We start from the raw sequence: 25,457 nt of genomic DNA on the forward strand, positions 1-25,457 counted from the left end.
TTTTACCCATTATGCGTAAATTTCAAGAAAGTTTTTAAATATCTGATGACCATGCTGGCTCAGGATTGATTCCGGATGGAACTGCACACCTTCAATCGGTAGTGTCTTATGTTTAACCCCCATGATCTCTTCCATAGAGCCATCTTCTTCATTGGTCCAGCAGGTCACTTCCAGGCATTCTGGCAAAGTGGCCTGATCAATCACCAGCGAGTGGTAACGCGTCGCAGAAAAAGGATTTGGCAGATTGCTGAAAATACCTTTATCACTGTGATACATATCAGACAAACGCCCATGCATGACGCGTTTGGCACGAATAATATCGCCACCAAAAGCCTGACCAATACTTTGATGCCCCAGACAAACACCGAGCAGGGGAATCTTGCCACCAAAATGCTGAATGGCAGGAATCGAAATTCCAGCTTCACTTGGCGAACATGGACCAGGGCCAATCACCAGATACTTGGGTTGCCATCGCTCAATATCCTCCAATGTCACGGCATCATTGCGGACTACTTTTACTTCTTGATTCAGTTCGCCAAAATACTGGACGATGTTATAAGTAAAGGAGTCATAGTTGTCGATCATTAGAAGCATGAGCTTAACCTATTGAAATTATTGCACTTAACTGTGCTAAAGTGATCCAGATTGAGCTTTATCGGGACTTGTTGCAAGTCTAGGGAATACACGACTAAATCGTTGATTTCATTGTGTGAAAATAAAGCACCCCTCATCATAGCAAAAAATAGCCACATCGGGCGCAATAATTTTTCAATTTTCAGGCTGGTGATTAGCTCACAGCCTTTTAGGCATTTTAAATGTGCGTATAAGTAATTAACTGACGAAAAGTAAGTTTAAATAAATATTGCAGTTATTATTTTTTTAAATTAAAAATAGGGTCTGTTGACATTTACTGTTCATAATTAAACCTATAAAGGTAGCCATAAAAATATACAGGCTAAGGCAACAGAACTTTGATAATTTCTTTTGAGCTTGTCATATCGAGTAGCTATTCCTCTAAATTGCTTTAATCTACAAAACATATTTTCAACTAAATGCCTGATTTTATATAAATACCAGTCCATATGATCATTGTTCGATTGGCTATTTATTTTCTTTGGTATATTCGCTTTTGTCCCTGTTTTTCTGATCTGTTCACGCAGTGGTTCTGAATCATAGCCTTTATCTGCGCAGACCACTTTTGTCTCTTTTAAGTCTAATGTTGATATTAAATCAGGTGCAACTTTGACGTCATGTGTGGTTCCATCGGTAATCATGAAATCAACAGGATTGCCATTTGCATCAACAATCAAATGTATTTTTGAGGAGTTTCCTCCTACACTTTTAGAAATGGATTGATTCGCTATACCGGCAGAATGTTGATGAGCACGTACGTGAGAGCCATCAATAAAAATCCACTCCATATCGGGGCATGATGCTAATAATTTGAATAATCTAAGCAACTTACCGCTGCTTGACCAACGATTAAAACGTTTGAAAATAGAGTTTGATTGACCGAAATAGGAAGGAATATCTCGCCACGGACAGCCTGTTCTAATTCTATAGAGAATAGCTTCAATAAAATTACGTAAGTTTGAGTTGTGATGAATAGATAAATTACGCAAAATAGTTTTCAACTTTTGCCAGTGTTGATCTGTCAGCATGGTACGAGGCATAGCGAATAGTAAAATTGGGTTTGGCGATTTGATTTTACTACTTCGCTATTTTTTAAGCTAAAAGTGTCAACACACCCTAAATAAGTTTTAAATGATTAAAATAATAGACCTCTTGCGTTAGTCAAAATTTAAACAGCCCAAAGCTACATTTTATAAGGTTTTAGCCAATTCAAAAATTAGGTAAAACGATACTTTCGCAAGAGGTCTAATGATGCTGAAAAAAACATCATTTGAATAATAATGCATGGGATAAATCAAACGATAAGATCGACAATTTGAATAAAAGTGACTCAAAATAGTGATCTTTTTAAGTACATAAACCTACAGAGCACGCTTTGTAACTGATAAAACTTAACCAGAATTAAACGAAATCGAATATTTTTTAAACTAAATTAGCATAAAAACGCAATTCCTCACTGAAAAGTGCTCCTATTCTTACCTAATATGAAATCATCGCACTATTTAGGTGCGCTAAAAAAATACCTGCAACAAATCTCAGGAAGAATGCTTGAATATAGTGCATTTAGTTTAAGTCACAGTATAATAGCGACAAGGTATTTTTATCTTCCTATGTTTTCTTATAAAGATTTCAAGATTTTAGATATACTTTTAAAAGTTGGTACGCTAATTGCTTAATAGATACCAACTTCTAACACGCACTTTGCGAGTGCAACAAAAAACATCGGAGCAAAATGAGCATGGCGAACAAGGTCCTTCAACTCATACAAGAAAGTGGCGCAAAATGGGTCGATTTTCGCTTTACTGATACCAAGGGTAAAGAACAGCACGTTACTTATCCAGCAGACAGTATTGATGAAGATACGTTTGAAGACGGCAAAATGTTTGACGGTTCTTCAATCGCAGGTTGGAAAGGCATCGAAGCATCGGACATGATCTTACGTCCAGATGCAGAAACAGGTTTCATCGACCCGTTCTTTGCAGAGCCAACTGTTGTTGTGACTTGTGACGTTATCGAACCATCAACTGGTCAAGGTTATGAACGTGACCCACGTTCGATTGCTCGCCGTGCAGAAGAATACCTGAAATCTACAGGTATCGGTGATACTGCATTCTTCGGTCCAGAACCAGAATTCTTCGTATTTGACGAAGTGAAATGGGACATCGACATGTCTGGCGCTCGCCACACATTGATCGCTGAAGAAGCTGCTTGGTCTACTGGTAAAGATTACGAAGCAGGTAACTCAGGTCATCGTCCACGTGTTAAAGGTGGTTATTTCCCAGTTCCTCCTGTTGATTCTCATCAAGATATGCGTGCAGACATGTGTGCAAAAATTGAAGAAATCATGGGCCCAGGTCGTGTAGAAGTACATCACCACGAAGTTGCGTCTTGCCAGTTAGAAATTGGTGTGAGCTTCAACACAATGGTTCGTAAAGCTGACGAAGTACAACAGTTCAAATATGCTGTTTGGAACGTTGCGCATCAATACGCTAAAACTGCAACCTTTATGCCTAAACCAATGGTAGGCGATAACGGTTCTGGTATGCACGTGCACATGTCGATCTCTAAAGATGGCAAGAACTTGTTTGCTGGTGATGAATATGCAGGCCTTTCAGAAATGGCATTGTACTTCATCGGTGGTGTGATCAAACATGCTCGTTCATTGAATGCGATCACTAACCCATCTACAAACTCATACAAACGTTTGGTACCTCACTTCGAAGCACCGATTATGCTTGCTTACTCAGCGCGTAACCGTTCAGCTTCTATCCGTATTCCTTACGTTTCTAGCCCTAAAGGCAAACGTATTGAAGCACGTTTTCCTGATCCAATGATGAACCCGTACCTAGGTTTCGCTGCATTGTTGATGGCGGGTATCGACGGTATCCAAAACAAGATTCACCCAGGTGAAGCTGCTGACAAGAACCTGTACGATCTTCCTCCTGAAGAAGAAGCGAAAATCCCTACAGTGGCGCACAGCCTTGAAATGGCACTTGAATCTCTTAAAGAAGATCATGACTACCTGCTTAAAGGTGGCGTGTTCACTAAAGAAATGCTTGATGCCTATATCGAACTTAAGACTGAAGATGTACGTCGTCTGAATACGACTACTCACCCAGTTGAATTCGACATGTACTACAGCCTGTAATTCTGATCTGAATTTCACTGTAAAAAAACCCGCCTTTGTGCGGGTTTTTTTGTATGATGCTGTTATTGATCAAAGATATGAAGTTATGGCACAACGTAAAAGACATACCGGCTTTTTTCCCTGGATTGATCCTCAGGATCATAGTAAAGGCTTTAAACTGAATTTTTCTGAAGTGACCTATGTAGAAGTTGCGCGTACACCTGAAGGTTATAAACAGGTTGAGTTTGTGGCGTTACGTCATCCTGAACTGGCTCTGGACTATGACTACCCCCAAAGTTTTTATCTCACCACAGATGGCATGATTTTGAAAAAGCTGCCAAGTGGAAAATATGAAGTGATTGCCAAGACAGATAATGCCTAATCGTGAAGTTGATAACATTGTGAGTGTAAAATTTAAAAATCCGAATAGACAGCAGATGCCTACAGCACTTCGAGAGTGGCTGTATGCCTCAGGATCATTGACGCAGCAGTTAACAGATCTGGCTGGTGGTCAGTTCCGGGTAGAACCACAGCAGGAACATTTTCAGCGTCTGGAATTTGTGGATGCGCGGTGGATGCAGATGCCACATCAGCATACGTCCTGGGTGCGGGAAAGTTATTTATATGGCTGTGAAGAGCAGCCATGGGTCAAAGCAAAAAGTATATTTCCGATATTAAGCTTGCAAAAACGTGCGCGGATTTTTCAGCATATTGGATCGAAGCCGATTGGCTGGCTATTATTCCAGCGTACCAATCCACAGTGTGAACGGCGTGTGATTTATCTGGAAGAGGGCTGGACCCGCCAGAGCTGCTATACTTGGCATGGTTGTAAATTTATCGTACAAGAAACATTTTTACCGGCATTTGAACACTTTATAAAAAATCAACAGGCTTAACTTGATATGGCAACTGCACAAGCAATTACTTGGCGTGAACGTCTGAGCGCCTATTATTATCTTTGTCGTTTTGATAAGCCAATTGGCACAGAGCTGGTCTTTTGGCCAACCATGTGGGCGCTATGGGTCGCAGCAAAGGGAATACCTGATCTCAGTATTTTGGTGCTGATGATTCTAGGTGTAATTTTTATGCGCGCAGCGGGCTGTGCCATTAATGACTTTGCCGACCGTAAAGTGGATGCGCATGTCGAGCGTACCAAAACCCGTCCCTTAGCCACCGGTATTATTAGTGCTAAAGAAGCAGTGATGGTCTTTCTGGTGCTCGTCGCAGCCAGTGCCTGCCTGTTATTTTTCCTGCCGATTGAAACCTTTTACTGGTCCTTTGGAGCCTTGTTTTTAGCGTTCATTTATCCGTTTATGAAACGCTATACCCATTTGCCGCAGGTATTTTTGGGAGCTGCATTTTCCTGGTCAATTCCAATGGCCTATACTGCCGTCGGGCAGACGCCAGATTTAACTTGTTGGCTTCTCTATTTTGGCAATCTGGCTTGGACCGTGGCCTATGACACGCAATATGCGATTACTGATCGTGAATATGATTTGAAAATTGGTGTGAAATCCACAGCCATTTTATTTGGTCAGCATGATATTCAGATCATTAGTACCTTACAGGCTTTAAGTCTGGTCTTGATTGGCGCAGCATTATGGATTGAGGATTTGCTGATTCCATTTGGCCTGATGGGGCTTCTAGCCGTCGCAATTGATTTTATTTATCAATGGTCCAAAACTCGAGATAAGGACCCACAGCGCTGTTTCTGGGCTTTCCGTCATAACCGTTGGGTGGGGCTGATGATTTTCCTTGGAATCTTTGCCGCGCTTCTATGACTGCACCTTGTCGATTCATAACAAAAGCATCCTATAAGGGTGCTTTTTTTTATGCTTAATTCAAGATTCTTCATGAAAATCATAAACAACAATAAGGGATTAGAATATGAATAATGTAGTGAAAAACGGTTTCAAAAAAACCTGTCTAGCACTGGTATGTTCCATGTCATTGTTCATGACTGCGTGTAATGACGATGATAATGATTCGTTCCGACCACAGGAAAGGGTATTTTTAAGTCAACAATCTTATGATGAGGATACCTTGCCTGAAGCTTCGGATATTCAAGTCATACGCTATAATATGCCAAACGTAAATGGTGAGCGGGCTGAAGCGACAGCCATGGTGTTTTATCCAAATACACCTCAACCTCAAGACGGATGGCGGGTGGTGGTTTGGGAACATGGCACGGTGGGTAGCGGTGATTCTTGTGCACCAAGTAATAACCAGCTGAATAATAATTTTAGAGGATTGGCCAGCAGCTTGCTTGCACAGGGATATGTGATTGTTGCACCCGATTATGAAGGATTAGGTACTCGAGGGATCCATCCTTATTTAAATTTAAAAAGTGCGGCACAATCGGCTATCTATGCAGTAAGAGCCTTTAAGGAACAACAGGGAAATCGATTTAATGGTGCCTGGGTCTCAGTGGGACAATCCCAGGGAGGGCACGCATCACTTGCCACAGCCCAGTTTGCCGATGAAGATCCAAATTATAAGGCAGCAGTTGCAGCAGCTCCGGCTTCAAGTCTGGGTTATATTATCAGTGAAGTAGCACCGCAAGCGCTTAGTGCTTTGGTTGAGGCTGGGCAAGATAATGCTGCGAAAGCAGTCTATGCAGAATTACTGGCTTATGCGGCTTATGTTGCTGTCGGGATTAAAGCTTATGAACCAGGCTTTAACTATCGCAATATATTTTCAAGCCGTGCAGGGATTGTGGCTGAAAAGGCGGAAGGCACGACTGGAGAAAATGGACTTTGTTTAGGGCCATTGATTACTGAATATGTGCAAGATATTGATGATTATCTGGTGAATAATCCGGAAAAAACGGTTGTAGACTATCCAGGATTAGTAGAAAACTTCCAGAATAATTCGTCGGTTGAAAAGTTCCTTGAGAATAATCAGCCTGCAACTGAAAAAATTAATGTTCCTGTGATGATCATTCAAGGTACTGCAGATATGGCTGTTCCATATCCAGTGACAAATACTTTACAACAAGGCTTGAAAGATATGGGAACCACAGTGACTTTTGTACCGGTACAAGACGCATCACATACCGAGGCTATTGTACAAAGCAGAACCCAGCTGCTGACCTTCATCAATACCTATATGCCTTCAGGTATTTCTGTCAGTCCTTAATCCTAAAAGGAGCTTCGGCTCCTTTTCTATTCCTTGTAAGGCTAGGCCTTGAGCAATCATTTAAGTTTGTTATAGTGACTCAGGATTATAGGTTATCAGTATAGGCTTGTTATGTCGGAACAGACAAAACCCCGCAGTATTAAAAAACTGCTTATCTTTGGAAGCCTGGCTTTATGTGTGCCGATTTTTTTAGTGATGATGGCATTTCTGGCAGTTAATAGCGATGCAAAAAATCAGGAAAAATATAAGCAGCAACAGGCAGATATGATTGCCCGGATTGAAGCGCGCGAAGCGGCTGAAAAATCAAAGGCAGAGCAGGAGGCTAAAGCAACCCAAGCTGCTTCCGAAGCTGAAACAAATTCCTCTCATTAAACTATTTATCTCAAATCCCTTTGAAGTTGCCGGATCGTTGGAATTTCAGTGTAGCGGACGACTGTATAGCCGGCAGCAATCAGCATTGCATCGCGTTCCGCATCTTCCTGTTCCTTGCCAATATGGGTGGGGTCATCCAGTTCTATAATCGCCACCACATTATATTCCCGGTCCATCATCACAAAATCGGTCACCTTGCGGTTAAACTTGCTGCGCATTTTCATATTGTCATGCGTAATCAAAGCACTAAATGCGACCTGTGCCAGAATGTGATGATGCGGAAAAGCATCTTTCAGGCGAGTAAACATCTTGCTTTCGAAAGCTGTAATGACACGCTTGGGATAGAATTTCTTCTGGCGGGTAAACAGATGAGGGAAGAGCAGGCAAATTAAGGCAAAGCTTGCCAGACAGCCAATCACAAAGAATATAAACTGACTCAAATCAAACACGGATCATAAAAGAGAAAAGAATAAAAAAACCCACTTCGCAATGAGTGGGTTTTTCAGAATCTTGGCTCTCCCACCTGGGCTCGAACCAGGGACCTGCGGATTAACAGTCCGTCGCTCTACCGACTGAGCTATGGGAGAATAGATTGGCTCTCCAACCTGGGCTCGAACCAGGGACCTGCGGATTAACAGTCCGTCGCTCTACCGACTGAGCTATTGGAGAATCTGCAAGCGATTATAGAGAGATTTAAAAAGGGGTCAAGGCACTTTTATAAAAAAGCTGAAAAAACTGAATCAAGTGTTTTAAAAATAATCAAAAATGATTGTAGTTCAAAATGTTATGTTTATGTAACCTAGATTAAAGGTAGAGGGGTTGCGTGATTATTCGCTGCCATGGTTGCGAGTCGCTAAAACTACAAACAAGACTCATATAGATATTTAATCCGAAAAATACCGGCATAAAAAAACCCACTTCGTAGTGAGTGGGTTTTTTTAGAATCTTGGCTCTCCCACCTGGGCTCGAACCAGGGACCTGCGGATTAACAGTCCGTCGCTCTACCGACTGAGCTATGGGAGAATAGATTGGCTCTCCAACCTGGGCTCGAACCAGGGACCTGCGGATTAACAGTCCGTCGCTCTACCGACTGAGCTATTGGAGAATCTGATGCGCATTTTAGGCAGGAAAACAAAGACCGTCAATCAATTCCTGTAAAGAAATGAATCATTTGCTTTTTTAATATGCATCTTAGACCTAAAAATAAAAAAATCACCCATGAAGGGTGATTTTTTAAGCTGGAAATAAAAAATTATTTCTCAACACCAGCAGGTTGACCAGCATATTTCGCGTTTGCGTAATCCCAGTTCACCAGGCTTTCTAGGAAAGTAGAGATGTATTTAGGACGAGCGTTACGGTAGTCGATGTAGTAAGCGTGTTCCCAAACATCGATTGTCAACACAGCAATCTTACCGTGTGCCATTGGAGTGTCAGCATTTGAAGTTTTAAGGATAGACAGGTTACCGTTTACTTCATCAGCAACTAACCAAGCCCAACCTGAACCGAACTGAGTTGCAGCAGCAGTTGCGAACTCTTCAGCGAATTTTTCGTAAGAACCGAAAGCTTCGTCAATTTTTGCAGCCAAAGCGCCAGTTGCTTTACCGCCACCGTTTTTAGTCAAGCAGTTCCAGTAGAATGTGTGGTTCCATACTTGTGCAGCGTTGTTAAATACACCTGCTTTAGATGAATCACCAGCAGTTGCTTCGATGATTTCTTCTAGAGTTTTGCCTTCAAGCTCAGTACCAGCGATCAGGTTGTTCAGGTTAACCACATAAGTATTGTGGTGTTTGTCGTGGTGGTATTCTAAAGTTTCTTTGCTGATGTGTGGAGCAAGAGCGTCGTAGTCGTATGGTAATGGTGGTAAAGTAATGGTTGTCATGTTTTCAATTCCTTGCATTTTGCTGGGTTTTGACAATAAGTGGCGTTATTGTAATAGATTCTTAGGCAAAAATGGGACTGTGTATAAATAACAATACAGAATAAAGCCTGAAAATTTAAAGATAAAGCCACTCATCTACTTGCCAATCGAAATTAAATCGGATTGTTTAATTCGAAATAACTATACTCAATATTAAATTGTTCTGAAATAGCTTTAGCCAGACGTTGTACACCATATTTTTCAGTGGCGTGGTGGCCGCAGGCATAATAATGCACATCCAGTTCCTGAGCATCATAAAAAGTACGCTCACTGACTTCGCCAGAAATATAAGCATCACAGTCTTGTGCCGCTGCTTTATGAATATAATCCTGTGCACCACCAGTACATAAACCGACTTTTTGAATCAGGCTTTTTTCGGCAGGTAAATGCAACGCATCATAGCCCAGTCTTTCTGATACATAGGCCTTGAATCCTTCTGGCGTCATGGCCTGTTTTAAATAACCAATATTCCCAATTGGACGGCGCTCACTCGGATCAAGCTGTTCCAGGTTTTCCAGTTCCAACAGGTCTGCAATCGCAATATTATTTCCCAGAGTTGGATGGCTATCTAAAGGCAGGTGATAACCAACAAGCGAAATATCATTTTGGATCAGGCTTTTAATTCGTTTACCACGCATCCCGGTAATCGGGTAGGCTTCACCTTTCCAGAAATAACCATGGTGAACCAGTAACAAATCGGCACCTTGTTTAATTGCAGCTTCGATCGCAGTTTGGGAGGCAGTAACGGCACATAAAATTTTATTGACTTCAGCGCGGCCTTCGATCTGTAAGCCATTTGGTGCATAGTCCTTAAATTCGGAAGATGCCAAAGTCTGATCGCACCAGCGGATAATATCGTTTAAATTCGCCATAAAATTCCTGTCAGTTTATGAACTTGCCAATTCTTATTCATATGTCCAATTGTAACTAAAGCAGCACAAATCTCTGTGGATTTTTTTGTGTTTAGTTATGTATTTGGCATTAGAATAGGATACAAATTACTTAGTCATCAACGAATTAAAATATTTTAGAGGATAGCAAAGTGCGCCGTACCTTTACATGGTTACCTTGGGTGTTACTGATTTTAGTCATTATCGGTTTTTTGGGGTGGCAGCAGCTGCAGAAACCTAAATCACCGATTGCGCCGGATGGCGTAAAAATGCCTGCTGAAAAAGTAGAACCGTTGATCGATACTTCGCGTTCTGGAGGCGTTGTCTCCTATAGTGCCGCAGTGAAAGTCGCAGCACCTGCGGTGGTAAATATCTTTACCACACAAAAAGTAAAACAGCAGGCGCATCCTTTACTGACAGATCCAGTCTTCCGTGAATTTTTCGGTGATCAGTTACCAGACCAGTTTGGTCAAAGTCCAAATGAAAACAGTTTAGGTTCAGGCGTGATAGTTCGTCCTGATGGTTATATCCTGACCAATAATCACGTGATTGCACAAGCAGACCAGATTGTAGTGGCCTTGCATGATGGACGCCGTGCTGAAGCTAAAGTTATAGGTACAGACCCGGATACGGATTTGGCTGTAATCAAGATCGAACTTGAACAATTACCAGTTTTGCCATTTAAGCTGAGTGGCAATGAAGTCGGTGATGTTGTTCTGGCAATTGGTAACCCGTTTGGTGTCGGTCAAACCGTGACTCAGGGGATTATTTCTGCGACAGGCCGTTCTGATCTGGGCATCAATACTTATGAAGACTTTATTCAGACAGATGCTGCAATTAACCCGGGCAACTCGGGTGGTGCATTGATTGATGTTGCCGGTAACCTGATCGGAGTGAATACAGCAATCTTCTCGCAAACAGGTGGCTCACTGGGGATTGGTTTTGCGATTCCCGCTAAAATCTGTCAACAGGTGATGAATGCAATCCTGAAAGATGGCCGTGTTGTTCGTGGCTGGCTGGGTATCAGTCTGTTGCCGACAGAACGTAATGATGTACTGCAACCTAAAGAATCAGGTGTAGTGGTCGCTGAAGTGCTGGAAAATGGACCAGCAGCAAAAGCGGGTATCCAGCGTGGTGATAAAATTATCAAAGTGAATAATGAAGTGATTACTTCTGCCTCACATCTGATTAATTTTGTCGCTTTACAGGCACCAAACAGTACTGTTCAGATTGAAGTAGAACGCGCTGGAAAAGCCATGACACTAGATGTGGTGATTAGTGAACGTAAAACGCAAAGCAGTTCTTCGCAATATATTCCTTTACCAGGTCAGTAATTTTTTCTAAGAAAATCCCTCCATGTGAGGGATTTTTTTATGCACGATTGATTTGCTTTAGATACAAAACAAAAATATTTTATGTGAATTAAATCATTTAACTTCATTGAATAAAAATCAAAAAGAGTAAAGAACAATGAGTTTTATGACTGCAGATCAGGCCAAAATGTTATCGAACGTGGCTAATTTAAATATTGAAATGTACAAGCCTCGCTTGGCTCAACTGATTGAAGATAATGCCCGACTGGGCAATACCGCTGTGCTAACAGTCTTTCCTAAACATTTGCCTCTAGAAGAAATTCGGGGTCTTTCGGCAGAGCTGACTGAGCTCGGTTATAACGTGCGCTTTGAAGTGCAGGAGTTTTATTATAGCTTTAATGTCTACTGGCTATAATTTTATCAATTGTTCAAAAAAAATCCTGTTTAGGCATATATTTTGCTGCATTTACCTCATAACGAAACTATGAGAAATTTATGTCTTTATTTATTCATCCTGCAGCACAGGCAGATGCACCTTATGTGGTGCTTTCATCCGGACTGGGCGGGCATGCCAGTTTCTGGAATCCTCAAATTAGAGTTTTACAGCAGCATTTTCATGTAGTCACTTATGATCAGGAAGGCTGTCATTCAGATTCTGAGCTATTGCCCATGTCTTATTCGATCGACCATATGGCCGGTCAGATTCTGGAGTTATTGATCAATGATGGCATTCGAGAGTTTCATTTCATCGGGCATGCATTGGGCGGACATATCGGCATGCAACTAGTAACCTATCAGGCTGAAAGAAAGTTTAAGCTGCTCAGTCTGACCATGTTAAATGCCTGGGGAGAGCTGGATGCTCATACTCAGAAATGTTTCGAGGCACGAACTTCCTTATTAGTGAATAGCGGACCAGAGGCTTATGTGCGGGCACAGGCTTTATTTCTTTATCCGCCGCACTGGATCTCGATACATATTGATCAGTTAACTGAAGCAGAAAATAGGCAGCTCTTAGACTTTCCACCGATCCAAAATGTTCTGGCCCGCCTACAAGCCGTGCAGGCTTTTAAACTGAACACAGAGCATCAACAGGCACTCAAGGATATTCCTGTGCATCTGCTTGCTAATCAGGATGATTTTCTGGTGCCTTATCAACGGTCACAGCAATTACAACAATGCCTGCCGCATAGTTACTTCAGTTTGCTTGATACAGGTGCACATGCATCTACCGTGACCGAAACGGATCAGGTCAATCAGCTGATCCTTTCCTTCCTGATTTCCACTTAGTTTGAAGATTTTTTAAAAGCCAGACCTCCTGTCTGGTTTTTTATTTTTTCTAATCAATCATTTTTGTAGCATCAGCATGGTTTTTACTTCGAATTGATGCATGAACTGCAAATGCACAAATTGCTAGGAGTGCACTTGAATGAAACAGTATGTTCAAAATTGACTCATAGGTAAAAATAGATATTTTACTAAAAATTCAAAAAATAAAATATTAAGTATTTGATAAACAATAAATAAAAATAGTTGGCATACGCTTTGCAATGTTTATCTTGTAAATAAAATTCCCGAAGTGGAATTAGAATTTTGAATAAGTGTTAAAAATGATGAGGTGTGAAAATGAAAATAGGTGTCTTCTGTCCAATCGGAAATAATGGCTGGTTACTCTCTGAAAATGCACCGCAGTACATGCCGACTTTTGAGTTAAATAAACAAATCGTACAGCGCGCTGAGCACTATGGTTTCGATTTCGCACTTTCTATGATCAAGCTGCGTGGCTTTGGCGGCAAGACTGAATTCTGGGAACATAACCTGGAAACATTTACCCTGATGGCAGGTCTTGCTGCTGTGACCAGTAAAATTAAAATTTTCGCAACTGCCGCAACTCTGGTGATGCCACCCGCAATTGTCGCGCGCATGGCATCAACCATTGATTCGATTTCAAATGGCCGTTTTGGTCTGAATGTCGTGACCGGCTGGCAACCACCTGAATATACCCAAATGGGTATGTGGCCAGGTAATGACTATTTTGGTAAACGCTATGAATATCTGTCTGAGTATGTACAGATTCTGCGTGAACTTTGGGCGACTGGTAAATCAGACTTTAAAGGTGAACATTTCCAGATGGAAGACTGTCGTGTGAGCCCACGTCCACAAGCGGATATGAAAATTATCTGTGCAGGTCAGTCTGATGCAGGTTTAGAGTTTTCTGCACAATATGCCGACTACAACTTTGTATTTGGTAAAGGCTTGAATACTCCAACAGCTTATGCAGAAATTAATGACCGCCTCAAAGAAAAAACAGATGTGACTGGCCGTGATGTACAGACTTATGTGCTGTTTATGGTGATTGCAGCTGAGACCGATGAAGAAGCGCAAGCAAAATGGCAGCACTATAACGATGGCGCCGATATGGAAGCGATTAACTGGCTCATGAATCAGGGCGGTAAAGACACCACCTCGGGTACAGATACCAATATCCGTCAAATGGCTTCTAGTGTATCTCCAGTCAATATCAATATGGGTACGCTGGTAGGTTCTTATGAAAATGTGGCACGAATGTTGGATGAAATTGGTGAAATCAAGGGCACTGAAGGTGTGTTACTGACTTTTGATGATTTTATTCAAGGAGTTGAAGATTTCGGTCAAAAAATCCAGCCACTCATGAAATGTCGTAATCATATTGTTATTGAAGAGGCAGCACCGGTTCTGGAGAAAAGCGCATGAGTGAATCAGTCGTAACAGCCGGTTTTACTGAAAAACTCGGCACAGGAAAAACGCTTAAAGCTGAACCCGAAGCGATTCGTCTTGCACCAGAACAGACAGCCTTGATTGTGATTGATATGCAAAATGCCTATACCTCGCAGGGTGGCTATCTGGATCTGGCGGGCTTTGATGTCTCGAAAACCAAGCCAGTGGTTGAAAATATTAAAAAGGCAGTTGATGCAGCGCATGCAGCCGGTATTCAGGTGATTTATTTCAAAAATGGCTGGGATGCAGAATATAAGGAAGCGGGTGGAACCGATTCTCCAAATTTTCATAAATCAAATGCCCTAAAGACCATGCGTAAGCGTCCTGAATTACACGGGAAATTATTAGCAAAAGGCGATTGGGATTTTGAACTGATTGATGAGTTAAAGCCATTGCCACAGGACCTGGTCATTGAAAAGCCACGTTATAGCGGTTTCTTTAATACCGCGCTGGATAGCATGTTGCGTGTGCGTGGTATTCGCAATCTGGTCTTTGTGGGAATTGCGACCAATGTTTGTGTGGAATCGACCTTACGTGACGGCTTCTTTCTGGAATATTTTGGTGTCGCACTTGCCGATGCCTGCCATCAGGCAGGTCCTGTCGAAGCGCATGAAGCCAGTCTGTATAACATCAAGACCTTTTTTGGCTGGGTGTCAGATACTGCAAATTTTGTCGAGACCTTTCAAAAAGAAAGTGAGTCACTAAAAGAAACTAAATTAGCTGTAAGCGCATAAAGAATTAAAGATCAGGATTAAGGAAAAAAAGTATGCCTAAAGAAATCATTATTCCAGCAGGAACATCGAAACCACTCGCACCGTATGTACCGGCAACTAAGGCAGATAATATTGTGTATGTGTCCGGTACATTGGCCTTTGATGAAAATAATAATGTAGTGCATGTCGGTGATGCCGCAGCACAGACCCGTCATATTCTGGAAAGCATCAAGCGTGTGATTGAAGAAGCCGGTGGCAGCATGGATGACGTAACGTTTAACCATGTCTTTGTCAAAGACTGGGCAGATTATGCTGCGATTAATGCAGTGTATGCAGAGTATTTCCCGGGAGATAAGCCGGCACGGTATTGCGTACAGACAGGTTTGGTCAAACCTGATGCGCTAGTCGAAATTGCTTCGATTGCCCATGTATAAGCCGATCCACCTGATTCAATCTCATTACTAGATGCCCCAAGTCTAAAACTGAATATTGACTTGGGGGCGGGAGAACAGCATGAATGCCAAACTATCTAAAATCATCACAGAGACAGTTGTAGAAAATAACGCATTAAATAAGGTTTTGGCGACTAACGCATCAGATGACATCTTTACCCAAGTCGATCAGCAGATTTTCCGTCAGGGCATGTCCAATCTGGGTGCTGCGGTGAATGTGATTACTACGCAAGGCGATGCAGGAATGGCTGGATTTACCGCTTCGGCCGTATGCAGCGTGACGGATACACCACCAACGTTGCTGGTGTGTCTAAACCGTTCTGCTTCAGTTTATGAAACTTTTAAAAAGAATCAGGTGTTGTGTGTGAATACCTTGGCATCACATCAACAACATCTCTCCAATCTGTTTGGTGGAAAGACACCAATCGCAGAGCGTTTCAGCCAGGGGAACTGGAAAACCTTGGTGACCCATTCACCTGTACTTGAGGATGCTTTAGTCAGTTTTGACTGCGAGGTGGTCCAATGTTTATCCGTAGGCAGTCATGACGTGCTGTTCTGTGAGGTGAAAGCCATGTGCCAGAGTCAAGGCAATGCGCTGATGTACTTCAATCGTTCTTACTGTGAGCCACACAAAATGTGCTAATTAAATTCAATCCTAATCAAGGAGGGGAAGCCGATGCAAGAAAAAGAAACGTGGTTTCCAAAATTTAAGCCTTACCAAGGCAATCTCGATACCACACCCGTGCAAACAGATGAATATCTGCCTGCTGGAAAAAGTATTATTCTCGGGTTACAGCATGTGTTTGCCATGTTTGGCGCAACCGTGCTGGCACCCTTATTAATGGGGTTTGATCCCAATCTCACAATTTTTATTACCGGGATTGGTACCATTTTATTTTTCCTGATCACGGGCGGTCGATTGCCTAGTTATCTGGGATCTAGCTTTGCCTTTATTGGTGCGGTCGTCGCAGTGACGGGGTATTCCGGAGCTGGAGCGAATCCTAATATCGGACTGGCGCTTGGCGGTACGATTGCTTGCGGTATTGTTTATGCCTTGATTGGGCTGCTGGTGATGAAAACCGGTACCAACTGGATTGAAAAACTGATGCCACCTGTAGTGACAGGCGTGATCGTAATGATTATCGGTTTGAACCTGGCTCCAGTGGCAATCAAAAGCGTTTCAGCGAACCAGTTTGATTCCTGGATGGCATTAATCACTATTATCTGTATCAGTGTGATTGCTGTATTTACACGAGGAATGGTACGCCGTCTGTTATTGTTATTGGGCTTATTATCTTCCTACCTGATTTATTTCCTTTTCACCAATGTGATGGGCTTCGGACCTGCGATTGATTTTACTAAGGTCAGTGAAGCAGCATGGTTTGGTTTGCCAAATTTCCAAAGTCCGGTCTTTGAAATGAATGCCATGCTGATGATTGCACCAGTAGCAATTATCTTGGTTGCAGAAAATCTAGGGCACTTTAAGGCAGTCTCTGCGATGACCGGTAAAAACCTGTCTCCATATATGGGTCGTGGTTTCTTTGCTGATGGGGTGTGTACTTCATTATCAGCTTCTGTGGGTGGTACGGGGATGACCACTTATGCCGAAAATATCGGTGTCATGGCAGTCACCAAAGTTTATGCAACCACTGTATTTGTCTTTGCTGGTATCTTCGCCATCTTACTTGGGCTTTCACCTAAATTCGGTGCAGTGATCAGTACCATTCCAGTGGCCTTGTTGGGTGGTGCATCGATTGTCGTATTTGGTCTGATTACTGTGGCTGGTGCGAAAATCTGGGTGGATAACCGTGTTGATTTTACCAAGAACAGTACGCTGATTATTGGTGCAGTCTGTCTGATCATGGGCACAGGGAACTATAGCTTGCAGATCGGTGGTTTTGATCTGGGTGGTATTGGTACTGCAACTTTAGCTGCGATCTTACTCAATCTGTTCCTGAACCGTGGTGAAGATAAAGAATTGCCAGCATCTGAACCAGCTGAAACCGTAACTGAGGTTGAGGCTAAGCCAGTCGCTTAATATGAGGAGCATTTTTTGAGTCATTCAATTGCATTTTTAGGACTCGGGGCAATGGGCTGGCATATGGCCTCCCATTTGCCAAAACTCGGGCATCAGGTTTGGGTCTGGAATCGAACTGAACAGAAAGCTGTAACGCATGCTGAAATTTTTGCAACTCAAGCGGTGAGTATTAAGCAGGCGGTTCAGGCAGATTTTATCTTTTCCTGTTTGCCGACCAGTCAGGATGTGGAAGCATTGATTGCAGCCCATCCACCCAAACAAGGTGCAATCTGGATTGACTGTACCAGCGGTGTACCGGAATCTGCCCAGAAACTGGCGAAGCTCTTGGAGCAACAAGGCAGTTTTTATCTGGATGCACCGGTTTCTGGTCAAACCGTTGGCGCAGAAAAAGGCACTTTAACTGTGATGGTGGGTGGCAATGAACAAGCCTTTGAACGAGCCAAACCGATCATTGATGCCTTTGCTGGCCTGATTGAATATGTGGGAGAAAGCGGTTCTGGCTTTGCGGTAAAAGCTGTGAATAATACCTTAATGGCGACTCACTTATGGGCATTGGCTGAAGGGCTGACTGTGCTGAAAGGGCAGGGTGTTGATTTAAGCAGTGCACTAAACTGTATTAATCATTCCAGTGGTAAAAGCAGCATGTCGGAAAATATCATGGCACAGCGTGTACTAAGCCGTGAATTTAATAAGACCTTTGCACTGGATCTATTACAGAAAGATATTGGCATTGCCTTGGAGTTGGTACAGCAACAGCAACTGGATTTATCAGTAATGTCTTTGGTTCAGCAAGAGTTTCAGCAGATTGCCAAACCACAGGCCAGTCAGCTGGATTTCTCCGCTGCGGTGCAAGGACTGGAACAGCGGACTCAAATTGAATTAAGAGGATAATCTTTTCAAACAATATTAAAGAAGTATAGCTATAGATATATCAGTTTAAAATTTAAAAATCCGGGAATTTTAATTCCCGGCTTTATTATTGATAAGCTAGTTAAATAGCCTAAGCAATTCTTAATTCTGCTGATTTGCCTGATATTCCTGAATTACTTCATGCGCTGCACGGAAGGCTTCCTGTGTGGCAGGGGCACCGCAGTAAGGCAGGCTATGCAGTAGCACTTCTTGAATTTCTTCAACTGTTGCACCATTATTCAAAGCACCACGAACATGGCCTTTCAATTCAGTCGGGCTTTTTTGCGCGGTAAGAAAAGCAATGGTAATTAAAGAACGGTATTTACGTGGTAAAACCCCTTCACGTTGCCAGGTTGAACCCCAGGCATGTTCATTAATCCAGTCCTGCAAAGGCTGAGTAAAAGGAACCGTATTGTCCTGGGCACGTTTTACAAAACTTGCACCCATCACTTCAGTACGGACTTTCAAGCCATTTTCATAATCTTGTTGTGACATCATTGACCCTCAATTTTATTATGGGTGTAGCTTAACGTTTTATCTCTTAAATACCATCGTGCAATAGTCGTAAAAAAGTGGCTGAATAGCCACTTGAGATATCCAAAGTGAAGTCAAGAAATAACTTCACTTTGGAAAGCAAGATTCGATTGAGATAAGAAATTTATCTAAGGGCTGGTTGAATGTGAAGGTGCACTTTGAACTGAGGTATCAGTACCTGTTGCATCTGCTTTCGAAATATGAGGATTTTCCAGCTCCAATACTTCCTGTAAATGCAAATCGAAGACATCAGTCAACATGCTGTCATAGCGACGCGCATTATAGTGCAGTAACTTATTGGCTTCTTCTTCATTAATAAAGCCTTGTCCATGCGCGTCAGCCACATGATCAGCAAAACTGAGTCCCTTAAATTGACCTTTGTTTTCGGCTTTCTTAAAGCGATCCCAAAGCTGCTCAATCTCCAATAACATGGTGAAGGTTGATTCCATACGACCATTCACATCATCTTCCGCCGTGCTATAGAAAACATGCTTTTTCAGTACCTGCCGGAAAGTGTTATCTTCCATCATGACATTTGCGACTTCCTGTTTAAGTCGGTCAGATGGTTTCGCGACAGGTCGGCCAAATGGGAAACAGATGAGTTTGACCATGCCAGCAGCAACACCCACCGGGAAGTTCGCAAACAGGTCATAAAACGCTTCCTGAGCGGTATATAAAGATTTCTCAATTGCCAATTGTGCATGCAGACGTTCAGCTTCAGTTTTTTTACTATGTTCAAAAAATTTCAGAATTGCCGTCGCAATAAACAAATGGGCATGAATATCAGCCAGACGGCCAGAAAGCATTTCCTTGCGTTTAATATCACCTGCTAATAAACCTAAACACATATCTGCAGTCAGGGCAAAGTTGGCACTGAGCCGGTTGATAATCTTGTAATAAGGACGGGTAAAATCAACCGCACTTTGTGGCGCAGCACTTGAACCCCCGCTAAAAGCATAGGCAAAAGAGCGGGCAGTCCGGTTAAAGGTATAACCCAGATGCTTAAACAACATAGTATCGAATGGATTCAGAGCGGCTTTCGGGTCTTCAGCTTGCAGAAGCTGTAATTCTTCATACAGATAAGGATGGCAACGCATCGAACCTTGACCAAAGATCATCAATGAACGGCTCAGAATATTGGCGCCTTCAACTGTAATTGATACTGGAATGGCTTGATAGTTTAAGGCCAAAAAGTTACGAGGCCCTATCTGAATGGCGCGACCACCCACGACATCCATACCATGATTGACGATTTTACGCATGGTCTCAGTGGCGTAGTATTTGGCAATCGCGGTCATGACTGCCGGCTTACCACCTTGATTCAAGCCACAAGTCACTAAATAACGGAATGCTTCCAGCATATAGGCATCACTGGCAATTTCGCTATTGGCTTCCTGTACGCCTTCAAATTTACCCACCGAAATCTTGAATTGCTGACGGATTCGCGAGAATGCACTGACATTCAGGTAAGTCATTTCGGCACTAGAGGTAGATAAAGCCGGTAGGGAAATACCACGACCAACCGCTAGACATTCCATTAGCATGCGCCAGCCTTTACCGGCATTTTTCACACCACCAATGATCCAGTCTAAAGGAATAAATACATCCTTACCTTCAACCGTACCATTCATAAAAGGGGAGCCAGGATTATGTCGTGGACCGACTTTTACCCCTTCATGATTGGCCGGTAGCAGGGCACAAGTAATCCCATAATCTGTTTTATCACCGAGTAGATGATCAGGGTCATACATTTTAAAAGCCAGACCGACGACAGTGGCAATCGGTGCTAAGGTAATCCAGCGTTTAGAAAAATTCATTCTCAAACCGAGAACTTCCTGACCTTCAAACTGTCCATAGCAGACCACACCGGTATCTGGAATTGCACCGGCATCTGAACCGGCCTCAGGACTGGTCAGACCAAAACATGGGATTTCTTCACCTTTAGCCAGACCGGGTAAATAACGATCTTTTTGCTCATCGGTACCATAATGTAGTAACAACTCACCCGGCCCGAGAGAGTTAGGCACCATACAGCTCACAGCAGCAGTGAGAGAGCGTGAAGAAATTTTGCTCATCACTCGGCTCTGAGCAAAGGAACTAAAGGCACGACCGCCGTATTCTTTGGGAATAATTAGTCCCAAGAAACCGTTATCTTTAATATATTGCCAGATATGTTCAGGCAGCATTTTCTTCTCATGAATTTCCCATTCATCCAGCATACTACAGAGCGTTTCGACTTCGTTATCCAAGAATGCCTGTTCCTCAACGGAAAGTTTTGGATAGGGATAGCTATTAAAGGTTTCCCAGTTCGGCGCACCCATAAAGAGTTCTTTTTCCCACCAGCTGGTGCCGGAATCAAGAGCCTCGCGTTCTGTCGGGCTAATGCTCGGCATGGCATCCGCTAAAGCTTTATAGGCTGGCCTGGAAATGAAAGACATGCGCAAAGGTTCGATCATGACGACCAGACTGATCAGGATCAAAGGAATGCCCAGAATCAGTGACCAAGGACTGATAAAGGCACAAACCACTGACATGACAATCAGGGTAATTGTACCAGTGGTACGGGAGAGTTGAAAAAAGAAAATCGCCCATAAACTGGCAATGAGAAGAAGTACGGCGAAAATAAATAGCATTGTTATATTTCTCCAGGGTCATACAATTGTGATGCTGCCGATCTCCCTAAGGTGTCTTCATAAGACTTGATCAATTTTTTTACATCGCTTAAGCAATTGGCAAATTCACAATTGTTCTTGTGAGAACAATCGTTATTAAATATTTCAACGATATATTGAAGTGTTTTATCTGTTTTTGAGATTGTTTGAAAAATGCGCAGTCTTCAAGTGAGAACACGCAAAGAAATGTGAAGATAAGTAATAACTTAATCTCCAAGAGAGGGTAGATAAAATAATTAAAAAGTGAACAAATATAAATTTAGTTAGGTATAAAAAAGCCCTCTACTTGAGAGGGCTTTGATCTAAGTCATTTTAAGCTTCAATTGCCTGTACAGCGATTTTTTTTGCTGGATCAACTTTACGGCGTACTTCTGGAACCGGTTCACCATAGTATTGACGATCCGCAAAGTAACTTGAACGTACCATCGGTGCTGACCAGATATTCTTAAAGCCAAGCTTACGGCCATGTTCTGCATAACGTTCGAATTCTTCTGGCGTTACAAAACGGTCGATTGGCGCATGCTGTTTAGATGGCTGTAGATACTGGCCAATCGTTACATAATCCACGTCATGTGCTTTCAGGTCGTCTAACAGAGCGAGAACTTCTTCTTCAGTTTCACCGATACCGACCATCAAACCACATTTGGTTGGAATTTCTGGGCAATAATCTTTAAACATTTTCAACAGATTTAAAGAGTGCTGATAATCAGAACCTGGACGCATGGCTTTATACAGACGTGGCACAGTTTCAATGTTGTGGTTAAACACGTCTGGTGGACATTCAGTCATGATGCGTAAAGCGATGTCCATACGACCACGGAAATCAGGTACCAGAATTTCTAGCAAAGTCTTTGGACTCAAAGCACGAGCTTCTTTAATACAGTCTACAAAATGCTGTGCACCGCCATCCAATAGGTCATCACGGTCTACTGAAGTGATGACTGCATATTTCAGACCTAGGTTGGCAATCGTTTCTGCCATATGACGCGGTTCATCCGGATCAAGCGCGTTTGGACGACCATGTGCCACATCACAGAATGGACAGCGACGCGTGCAAATATCACCCATAATCATAAAGGTTGCTGTACCCCCACCAAAACATTCAGGCAGGTTCGGACAGGCAGCTTCTTCACATACGGTATGCAGTTTTTGCTGACGAAGTGTAGTTTTAATACGCTGAACTTCCTCGGGAGCGGCCATTTTCACGCGGATCCAGTCCGGCTTACGTGGCGTTTCAACCGTAGGAACAACTTTTACAGGAATACGGGCGACCTTTTCTGCGCCGCGAAGTTTGATACCCTGTTCAGGTTTACGGTTTTCAGACATATATAACTTTTCCACTGTTTTGAAGGAGGGAGATAAATCAAAGTTAACACTTTTTTAATTATAACGAAACTCGGGTGAAATAGGGCGAAAAGGATTATTCATTTAAAAAATGTTCTTATCACACAATATATGTAAGTTAAATACACCAAATTGGTAGCAATTACGTCATAATATAGCGTAGATTAAAGCAAAATTTTTTAATTTTAAGGAGCGTTGAATGCCACGTAAAAAAGAGGTCGTTAGTGGAACTTTCGTTAAGTACGATGCGGTAGTTCTAGGTTCAGGCCCTGCGGGCGAAGGCGCGGCAATGAAACTTGCCAAATCTGGTAAGCGTGTTGCAATTGTAGATATGCGTGAACAGCTGGGTGGTAACTGTACACACGTAGGTACGATTCCAAGTAAGGCATTGCGTCAAACGGTATCCAGCATCATCCGTTATCAACGTGATCCAATGTTTCAAAAAGTAGGTGAATGGAAACAATTCACTATGAAACAGGTACTGCGCAATGCACATAAAGTGATTCAGCAGCAGGTGGATACTCACTCACGTTTTTATGACCGTAACAAGATTGATATCTATCATGGTCGTGCTTACATTCAAGACGAAAATACGATCTTTGTATTTACACCAGATGGCATAAAAGAAACCATTATGTTCCAGCAACTGGTGATTGCGACGGGTTCACGTCCATACCGTCCAGAGATTCTTGATTTCAATCATCCACGTGTATTTGATTCAGACAAAATTCTGGATCTGGATTTCTCGATCCAAAAAATCATTATTTATGGTGCAGGTGTGATTGGCTGTGAATATGCATCAATCTTTATTGGATTGGGACATAAGGTTGACCTGATCAACACCCAACCAAAACTGCTGAGCTATCTGGATGATGAAATCTCCGATGCGCTGTCTTATCACTTACGCGAACAGGGTGTATTGATCCGTCATAATGAACAGATCGACTTCCTTGAAACTTCTGATGATTATGTCGTTCTGCATACACAAAGCGGCAAGAAAATTAAGGCAGACGCTATTCTGTGGTGTAACGGCCGTTCAGGGAATACTGACGGTTTAGGCCTTGAAAATATTGGCCTGAAACCAAACAGCCGCGGTCAATTAACCGTGAATGAACAGTATCAGACTGAAGTCGAAAATATCTATGCTGCAGGTGACGTGATTGGCTGGCCATCATTGGCTTCTGCTGCCTATGACCAAGGTCGTTGCGCAGGTGCCAACATGAGCGGTGAGCAAGACGTTGCACCCGTAACTGATATTCCGACTGGTATTTATACCATTCCAGAAATTTCTTCGATCGGTAAAACTGAGCAGCAGCTGACTGAAGAAAAAATCCCGTATGAAGTGGGTCAGGCTTCTTTCCGTCATCTGGCGCGTGCGCAGATTACCGGTGATACGGTTGGTGAATTAAAAATCCTGTTCCACCGCGATACGCTGGAAGTTCTAGGTGTGCATTGTTTCGGTAATAATGCTTCGGAGATTATCCACATTGGTCAAGCGGTCATGAACAGCCCGAACAATACGATCAAGTATTTTGTGGAAACTACATTCAACTATCCAACGATGGCGGAAGCCTATCGTGTGGCAACCTTGAATGGTATGAACCGTTTATTCTAATTTGATTTATTCAGGTTAGATCAAAAACCCGCAAGCTCAATTTGCGGGTTTTTTATTTATCATAATTTTGGCATAACCACTGAATAAACAGTTGGGCTTCATCAGATATGTTTTTCCTCGGGTCTACAATTGCATAATATTGAAATTGAGGCTGCGCTGTAATATCAAATAGTTGTACGAGTGATCCTTGATTAATGAGTTTATTTACTAGTGATTCTCTAGCTAACGCTATACCCCAGTTATTTTGTGCTGCATGATAAAGTAAAGATAAATCTTCAAAGCGATGTCCTTGTATAGGTTCTTTCCATTCTAAATGTGCTTGCGTAAACCAAGGTGACCAAGGCTCTAAATAGCTCCTTAAAAGGTCACAGTTTTTAAGATCCCTAGGTGAACGAATATTCTTTATTTTTACATAATAAGGCGATGCAACTGGGAAAATAGTATCTCGGCTAATCTGATAACTTTGCATACCAGGGTAGATTCCAGTTCCATATCTAATATCAAAATCAACTTTGCTAATTTCATAATCAAGCTGTGATTTTGCAATTTCTATAGCAATCTCAATATCTGGATACTGTTCTAAAAAGTCTTTTAAACGAGGAAGTAAATAAATATTTGCGAAAGTAGGAGGAGACGATAGCGTAACTGTTTTTTGATGAGGGTTATTCGAGTTAATTTTATTAAGACTATCTAGTGAATGTAGGGCTTTTTTTACTGACTGATAATAGGATGCACCTGTAGCACTTAAATTTAACTTGCGTGTAGTTCGCTCAAATAAAACAGTATTAAGTAATTTTTCTAAGGTCTGAATCCGATGTGAAATTGTACTACGGGTAACATTAAGTTCATCAGCTGCTTTGGAAAATGATGAATGCCTAACTACAGCTTCAAAAGCATAAATAAGATGAAGAGGAGGAATCCTTCCTGGCATAAATTGTCCAATCCTATTCAACAATGTGTCTTTTAAATATCACAGATTGTCAAAAATAAAAAGACTATGATGAATTCAATCAGACATTTTAATATCTGATAGCA

The 25,457-nt window shown here is 42.3% G+C and carries 25 protein-coding genes and 4 tRNA genes; 16 read left to right on the plus strand and 13 right to left on the minus strand.

Translation table 11 applies throughout. The features are described from left to right. Positions 1-9: 9 nt before the first annotated feature. Complete coding sequence (locus tag ACWM1W_RS04930) at positions 10-594, minus strand: anthranilate synthase component II (protein ID WP_034171526.1); 585 nt, start codon at positions 592-594, stop codon at positions 10-12. Between the two features lie 332 nt (positions 595-926). Beyond that, positions 927-1,673 (minus strand): IS5 family transposase, encoded by a 747-nt coding sequence (locus tag ACWM1W_RS04935; RefSeq protein ID WP_261634917.1) that lies wholly within the window; start codon positions 1,671-1,673, stop codon positions 927-929. A gap of 692 nt (positions 1,674-2,365) precedes the next feature. On the opposite strand from ACWM1W_RS04935, the gene glnA reads away from it, so the two are divergent. The 6 genes from glnA (at position 2,366) to ACWM1W_RS04965 (ending at position 7,270) form a co-directional block, all read left to right on the plus strand. Then, complete coding sequence (gene glnA / locus ACWM1W_RS04940) at positions 2,366-3,781, plus strand: type I glutamate--ammonia ligase (RefSeq protein ID WP_171064793.1); 1,416 nt, start codon at positions 2,366-2,368, stop codon at positions 3,779-3,781. Positions 3,782-3,866: 85 nt separating this feature from the next. After that, positions 3,867-4,142: a hypothetical protein gene (locus ACWM1W_RS04945; protein ID WP_180004239.1), complete on the plus strand. Its 276-nt coding sequence runs from the start codon at positions 3,867-3,869 to the stop codon at positions 4,140-4,142. Positions 4,143-4,197: 55 nt separating this feature from the next. Beyond that, positions 4,198-4,656 carry a chorismate--pyruvate lyase family protein gene (locus ACWM1W_RS04950; protein ID WP_208462063.1) on the plus strand — a complete coding sequence of 153 codons (459 nt, stop codon included), beginning with the start codon at positions 4,198-4,200 and terminating at the stop codon, positions 4,654-4,656. Positions 4,657-4,662: 6 nt separating this feature from the next. Next, positions 4,663-5,541 (plus strand): 4-hydroxybenzoate octaprenyltransferase, encoded by an 879-nt coding sequence (gene ubiA / locus ACWM1W_RS04955; protein ID WP_175967241.1) that lies wholly within the window; start codon positions 4,663-4,665, stop codon positions 5,539-5,541. A gap of 106 nt (positions 5,542-5,647) precedes the next feature. Continuing rightward, on the plus strand, positions 5,648-6,898 hold the full coding sequence (locus tag ACWM1W_RS04960) for an alpha/beta hydrolase family protein (RefSeq protein WP_208462022.1): 1,251 nt from the start codon (positions 5,648-5,650) through the stop codon (positions 6,896-6,898). 111 nt (positions 6,899-7,009) lie between these two features. Further along, entirely contained in the window at positions 7,010-7,270 is a 261-nt protein-coding gene (locus tag ACWM1W_RS04965) for a hypothetical protein (protein WP_208462025.1), read from the plus strand. Between the two features lie 5 nt (positions 7,271-7,275). On the opposite strand, the gene ACWM1W_RS04970 is transcribed toward ACWM1W_RS04965, so the two are convergent. The 7 genes from ACWM1W_RS04970 to ACWM1W_RS05000 form a co-directional block, all read right to left on the minus strand. Then, the gene (locus ACWM1W_RS04970; protein WP_214001408.1) at positions 7,276-7,719 is read right to left on the minus strand and encodes a DUF2726 domain-containing protein; all 444 of its coding nucleotides are present in this window, start codon (positions 7,717-7,719) and stop codon (positions 7,276-7,278) included. A 62-nt stretch (positions 7,720-7,781) separates the two neighbouring features. After that, a tRNA-Asn gene (locus ACWM1W_RS04975) sits at positions 7,782-7,857 on the minus strand. Between the two features lie 6 nt (positions 7,858-7,863). Next, positions 7,864-7,939, minus strand: a tRNA-Asn gene (locus ACWM1W_RS04980). A gap of 278 nt (positions 7,940-8,217) precedes the next feature. Beyond that, positions 8,218-8,293 (minus strand) — tRNA-Asn (locus tag ACWM1W_RS04985). Positions 8,294-8,299: 6 nt separating this feature from the next. Continuing rightward, positions 8,300-8,375, minus strand: a tRNA-Asn gene (locus ACWM1W_RS04990). A gap of 147 nt (positions 8,376-8,522) precedes the next feature. Continuing rightward, positions 8,523-9,149, minus strand: a complete 627-nt coding sequence (locus ACWM1W_RS04995) for a superoxide dismutase (RefSeq protein ID WP_005234867.1) — start codon at positions 9,147-9,149, stop codon at positions 8,523-8,525. A 152-nt stretch (positions 9,150-9,301) separates the two neighbouring features. Beyond that, positions 9,302-10,060 (minus strand): Nif3-like dinuclear metal center hexameric protein, encoded by a 759-nt coding sequence (locus tag ACWM1W_RS05000; RefSeq protein ID WP_208462030.1) that lies wholly within the window; start codon positions 10,058-10,060, stop codon positions 9,302-9,304. Positions 10,061-10,230: 170 nt separating this feature from the next. On the opposite strand from ACWM1W_RS05000, the gene ACWM1W_RS05005 reads away from it, so the two are divergent. The 9 genes from ACWM1W_RS05005 to ACWM1W_RS05045 all read left to right on the plus strand — a co-directional run bounded on the left by ACWM1W_RS05005 (position 10,231) and on the right by ACWM1W_RS05045 (position 18,239). Beyond that, positions 10,231-11,412: a S1C family serine protease gene (locus ACWM1W_RS05005; RefSeq protein WP_375725989.1), complete on the plus strand. Its 1,182-nt coding sequence runs from the start codon at positions 10,231-10,233 to the stop codon at positions 11,410-11,412. 136 nt (positions 11,413-11,548) lie between these two features. Further along, complete coding sequence (locus ACWM1W_RS05010) at positions 11,549-11,806, plus strand: hypothetical protein (protein ID WP_208462032.1); 258 nt, start codon at positions 11,549-11,551, stop codon at positions 11,804-11,806. 80 nt (positions 11,807-11,886) lie between these two features. Beyond that, positions 11,887-12,678 (plus strand): pyrimidine utilization protein D, encoded by a 792-nt coding sequence (gene rutD, locus ACWM1W_RS05015; protein WP_208462034.1) that lies wholly within the window; start codon positions 11,887-11,889, stop codon positions 12,676-12,678. Positions 12,679-13,014: 336 nt separating this feature from the next. Beyond that, positions 13,015-14,121: a pyrimidine utilization protein A gene (gene rutA, locus ACWM1W_RS05020; protein ID WP_208462039.1), complete on the plus strand. Its 1,107-nt coding sequence runs from the start codon at positions 13,015-13,017 to the stop codon at positions 14,119-14,121. After that, positions 14,118-14,879 (plus strand): pyrimidine utilization protein B, encoded by a 762-nt coding sequence (rutB, locus tag ACWM1W_RS05025; RefSeq protein WP_375725988.1) that lies wholly within the window; start codon positions 14,118-14,120, stop codon positions 14,877-14,879. Before rutA ends, rutB begins: the two co-directional genes overlap by 4 nt. A gap of 32 nt (positions 14,880-14,911) precedes the next feature. Next, on the plus strand, positions 14,912-15,292 hold the full coding sequence (rutC, locus tag ACWM1W_RS05030; protein ID WP_208462043.1) for a pyrimidine utilization protein C: 381 nt from the start codon (positions 14,912-14,914) through the stop codon (positions 15,290-15,292). A 145-nt stretch (positions 15,293-15,437) separates the two neighbouring features. Further along, positions 15,438-15,953, plus strand: coding sequence for an NADH-dependent FMN reductase RutF (rutF, locus tag ACWM1W_RS05035; RefSeq protein ID WP_461603314.1), 516 nt, complete (start codon positions 15,438-15,440; stop codon positions 15,951-15,953). 33 nt (positions 15,954-15,986) lie between these two features. Further along, positions 15,987-17,348, plus strand: coding sequence for a pyrimidine utilization transport protein G (rutG, locus tag ACWM1W_RS05040; RefSeq protein WP_208462045.1), 1,362 nt, complete (start codon positions 15,987-15,989; stop codon positions 17,346-17,348). Positions 17,349-17,399: 51 nt separating this feature from the next. Then, positions 17,400-18,239: an NAD(P)-dependent oxidoreductase gene (locus ACWM1W_RS05045; RefSeq protein ID WP_005234878.1), complete on the plus strand. Its 840-nt coding sequence runs from the start codon at positions 17,400-17,402 to the stop codon at positions 18,237-18,239. A 120-nt stretch (positions 18,240-18,359) separates the two neighbouring features. Here ACWM1W_RS05045 and ACWM1W_RS05050 read toward each other — a convergent pair whose 3' ends face one another. From ACWM1W_RS05050 to lipA, 3 genes are all read right to left on the minus strand, one after another. Then, positions 18,360-18,752, minus strand: a complete 393-nt coding sequence (locus ACWM1W_RS05050) for a carboxymuconolactone decarboxylase family protein (RefSeq protein ID WP_208462047.1) — start codon at positions 18,750-18,752, stop codon at positions 18,360-18,362. A gap of 167 nt (positions 18,753-18,919) precedes the next feature. After that, positions 18,920-21,424 (minus strand): acyl-CoA dehydrogenase, encoded by a 2,505-nt coding sequence (locus ACWM1W_RS05055; RefSeq protein WP_375725987.1) that lies wholly within the window; start codon positions 21,422-21,424, stop codon positions 18,920-18,922. 351 nt (positions 21,425-21,775) lie between these two features. Further along, a complete protein-coding gene (lipA, locus tag ACWM1W_RS05060; protein ID WP_004782741.1) occupies positions 21,776-22,789 on the minus strand; it encodes a lipoyl synthase in 1,014 nt (337 codons plus the stop codon). Positions 22,790-23,006: 217 nt separating this feature from the next. On the opposite strand from lipA, the gene sthA reads away from it, so the two are divergent. Further along, the gene (sthA, locus tag ACWM1W_RS05065) at positions 23,007-24,422 is read left to right on the plus strand and encodes a Si-specific NAD(P)(+) transhydrogenase (RefSeq protein ID WP_005234884.1); all 1,416 of its coding nucleotides are present in this window, start codon (positions 23,007-23,009) and stop codon (positions 24,420-24,422) included. A 52-nt stretch (positions 24,423-24,474) separates the two neighbouring features. Here sthA and ACWM1W_RS05070 read toward each other — a convergent pair whose 3' ends face one another. Continuing rightward, complete coding sequence (locus tag ACWM1W_RS05070; RefSeq protein WP_034170052.1) at positions 24,475-25,353, minus strand: LysR substrate-binding domain-containing protein; 879 nt, start codon at positions 25,351-25,353, stop codon at positions 24,475-24,477. Positions 25,354-25,457 lie beyond the last annotated feature (104 nt).

This window comes from Acinetobacter sp. TW_SC_4, assembly GCF_054861205.1.

Coding starts and splice junctions, on each gene's coding strand:
- ACWM1W_RS04930 (WP_034171526.1), bottom strand. CDS start 594: ATGCTTCTAATGATCGACAACTATGACTCCTTTACTTATAACATCGTC.
- ACWM1W_RS04935 (WP_261634917.1), bottom strand. CDS start 1,673: ATGCCTCGTACCATGCTGACAGATCAACACTGGCAAAAGTTGAAAACT.
- glnA (WP_171064793.1), top strand. CDS start 2,366: ATGAGCATGGCGAACAAGGTCCTTCAACTCATACAAGAAAGTGGCGCA.
- ACWM1W_RS04945 (WP_180004239.1), top strand. CDS start 3,867: ATGGCACAACGTAAAAGACATACCGGCTTTTTTCCCTGGATTGATCCT.
- ACWM1W_RS04950 (WP_208462063.1), top strand. CDS start 4,198: ATGCCTACAGCACTTCGAGAGTGGCTGTATGCCTCAGGATCATTGACG.
- ubiA (WP_175967241.1), top strand. CDS start 4,663: ATGGCAACTGCACAAGCAATTACTTGGCGTGAACGTCTGAGCGCCTAT.
- ACWM1W_RS04960 (WP_208462022.1), top strand. CDS start 5,648: ATGAATAATGTAGTGAAAAACGGTTTCAAAAAAACCTGTCTAGCACTG.
- ACWM1W_RS04965 (WP_208462025.1), top strand. CDS start 7,010: ATGTCGGAACAGACAAAACCCCGCAGTATTAAAAAACTGCTTATCTTT.
- ACWM1W_RS04995 (WP_005234867.1), bottom strand. CDS start 9,149: ATGACAACCATTACTTTACCACCATTACCATACGACTACGACGCTCTT.
- ACWM1W_RS05000 (WP_208462030.1), bottom strand. CDS start 10,060: ATGGCGAATTTAAACGATATTATCCGCTGGTGCGATCAGACTTTGGCA.
- ACWM1W_RS05010 (WP_208462032.1), top strand. CDS start 11,549: ATGAGTTTTATGACTGCAGATCAGGCCAAAATGTTATCGAACGTGGCT.
- rutD (WP_208462034.1), top strand. CDS start 11,887: ATGTCTTTATTTATTCATCCTGCAGCACAGGCAGATGCACCTTATGTG.
- rutA (WP_208462039.1), top strand. CDS start 13,015: ATGAAAATAGGTGTCTTCTGTCCAATCGGAAATAATGGCTGGTTACTC.
- rutB (WP_375725988.1), top strand. CDS start 14,118: ATGAGTGAATCAGTCGTAACAGCCGGTTTTACTGAAAAACTCGGCACA.
- rutC (WP_208462043.1), top strand. CDS start 14,912: ATGCCTAAAGAAATCATTATTCCAGCAGGAACATCGAAACCACTCGCA.
- rutG (WP_208462045.1), top strand. CDS start 15,987: ATGCAAGAAAAAGAAACGTGGTTTCCAAAATTTAAGCCTTACCAAGGC.
- ACWM1W_RS05045 (WP_005234878.1), top strand. CDS start 17,400: ATGGGCTGGCATATGGCCTCCCATTTGCCAAAACTCGGGCATCAGGTT.
- ACWM1W_RS05050 (WP_208462047.1), bottom strand. CDS start 18,752: ATGTCACAACAAGATTATGAAAATGGCTTGAAAGTCCGTACTGAAGTG.
- ACWM1W_RS05055 (WP_375725987.1), bottom strand. CDS start 21,424: ATGCTATTTATTTTCGCCGTACTTCTTCTCATTGCCAGTTTATGGGCG.
- lipA (WP_004782741.1), bottom strand. CDS start 22,789: ATGTCTGAAAACCGTAAACCTGAACAGGGTATCAAACTTCGCGGCGCA.
- sthA (WP_005234884.1), top strand. CDS start 23,007: ATGCCACGTAAAAAAGAGGTCGTTAGTGGAACTTTCGTTAAGTACGAT.
- ACWM1W_RS05070 (WP_034170052.1), bottom strand. CDS start 25,353: ATGCCAGGAAGGATTCCTCCTCTTCATCTTATTTATGCTTTTGAAGCT.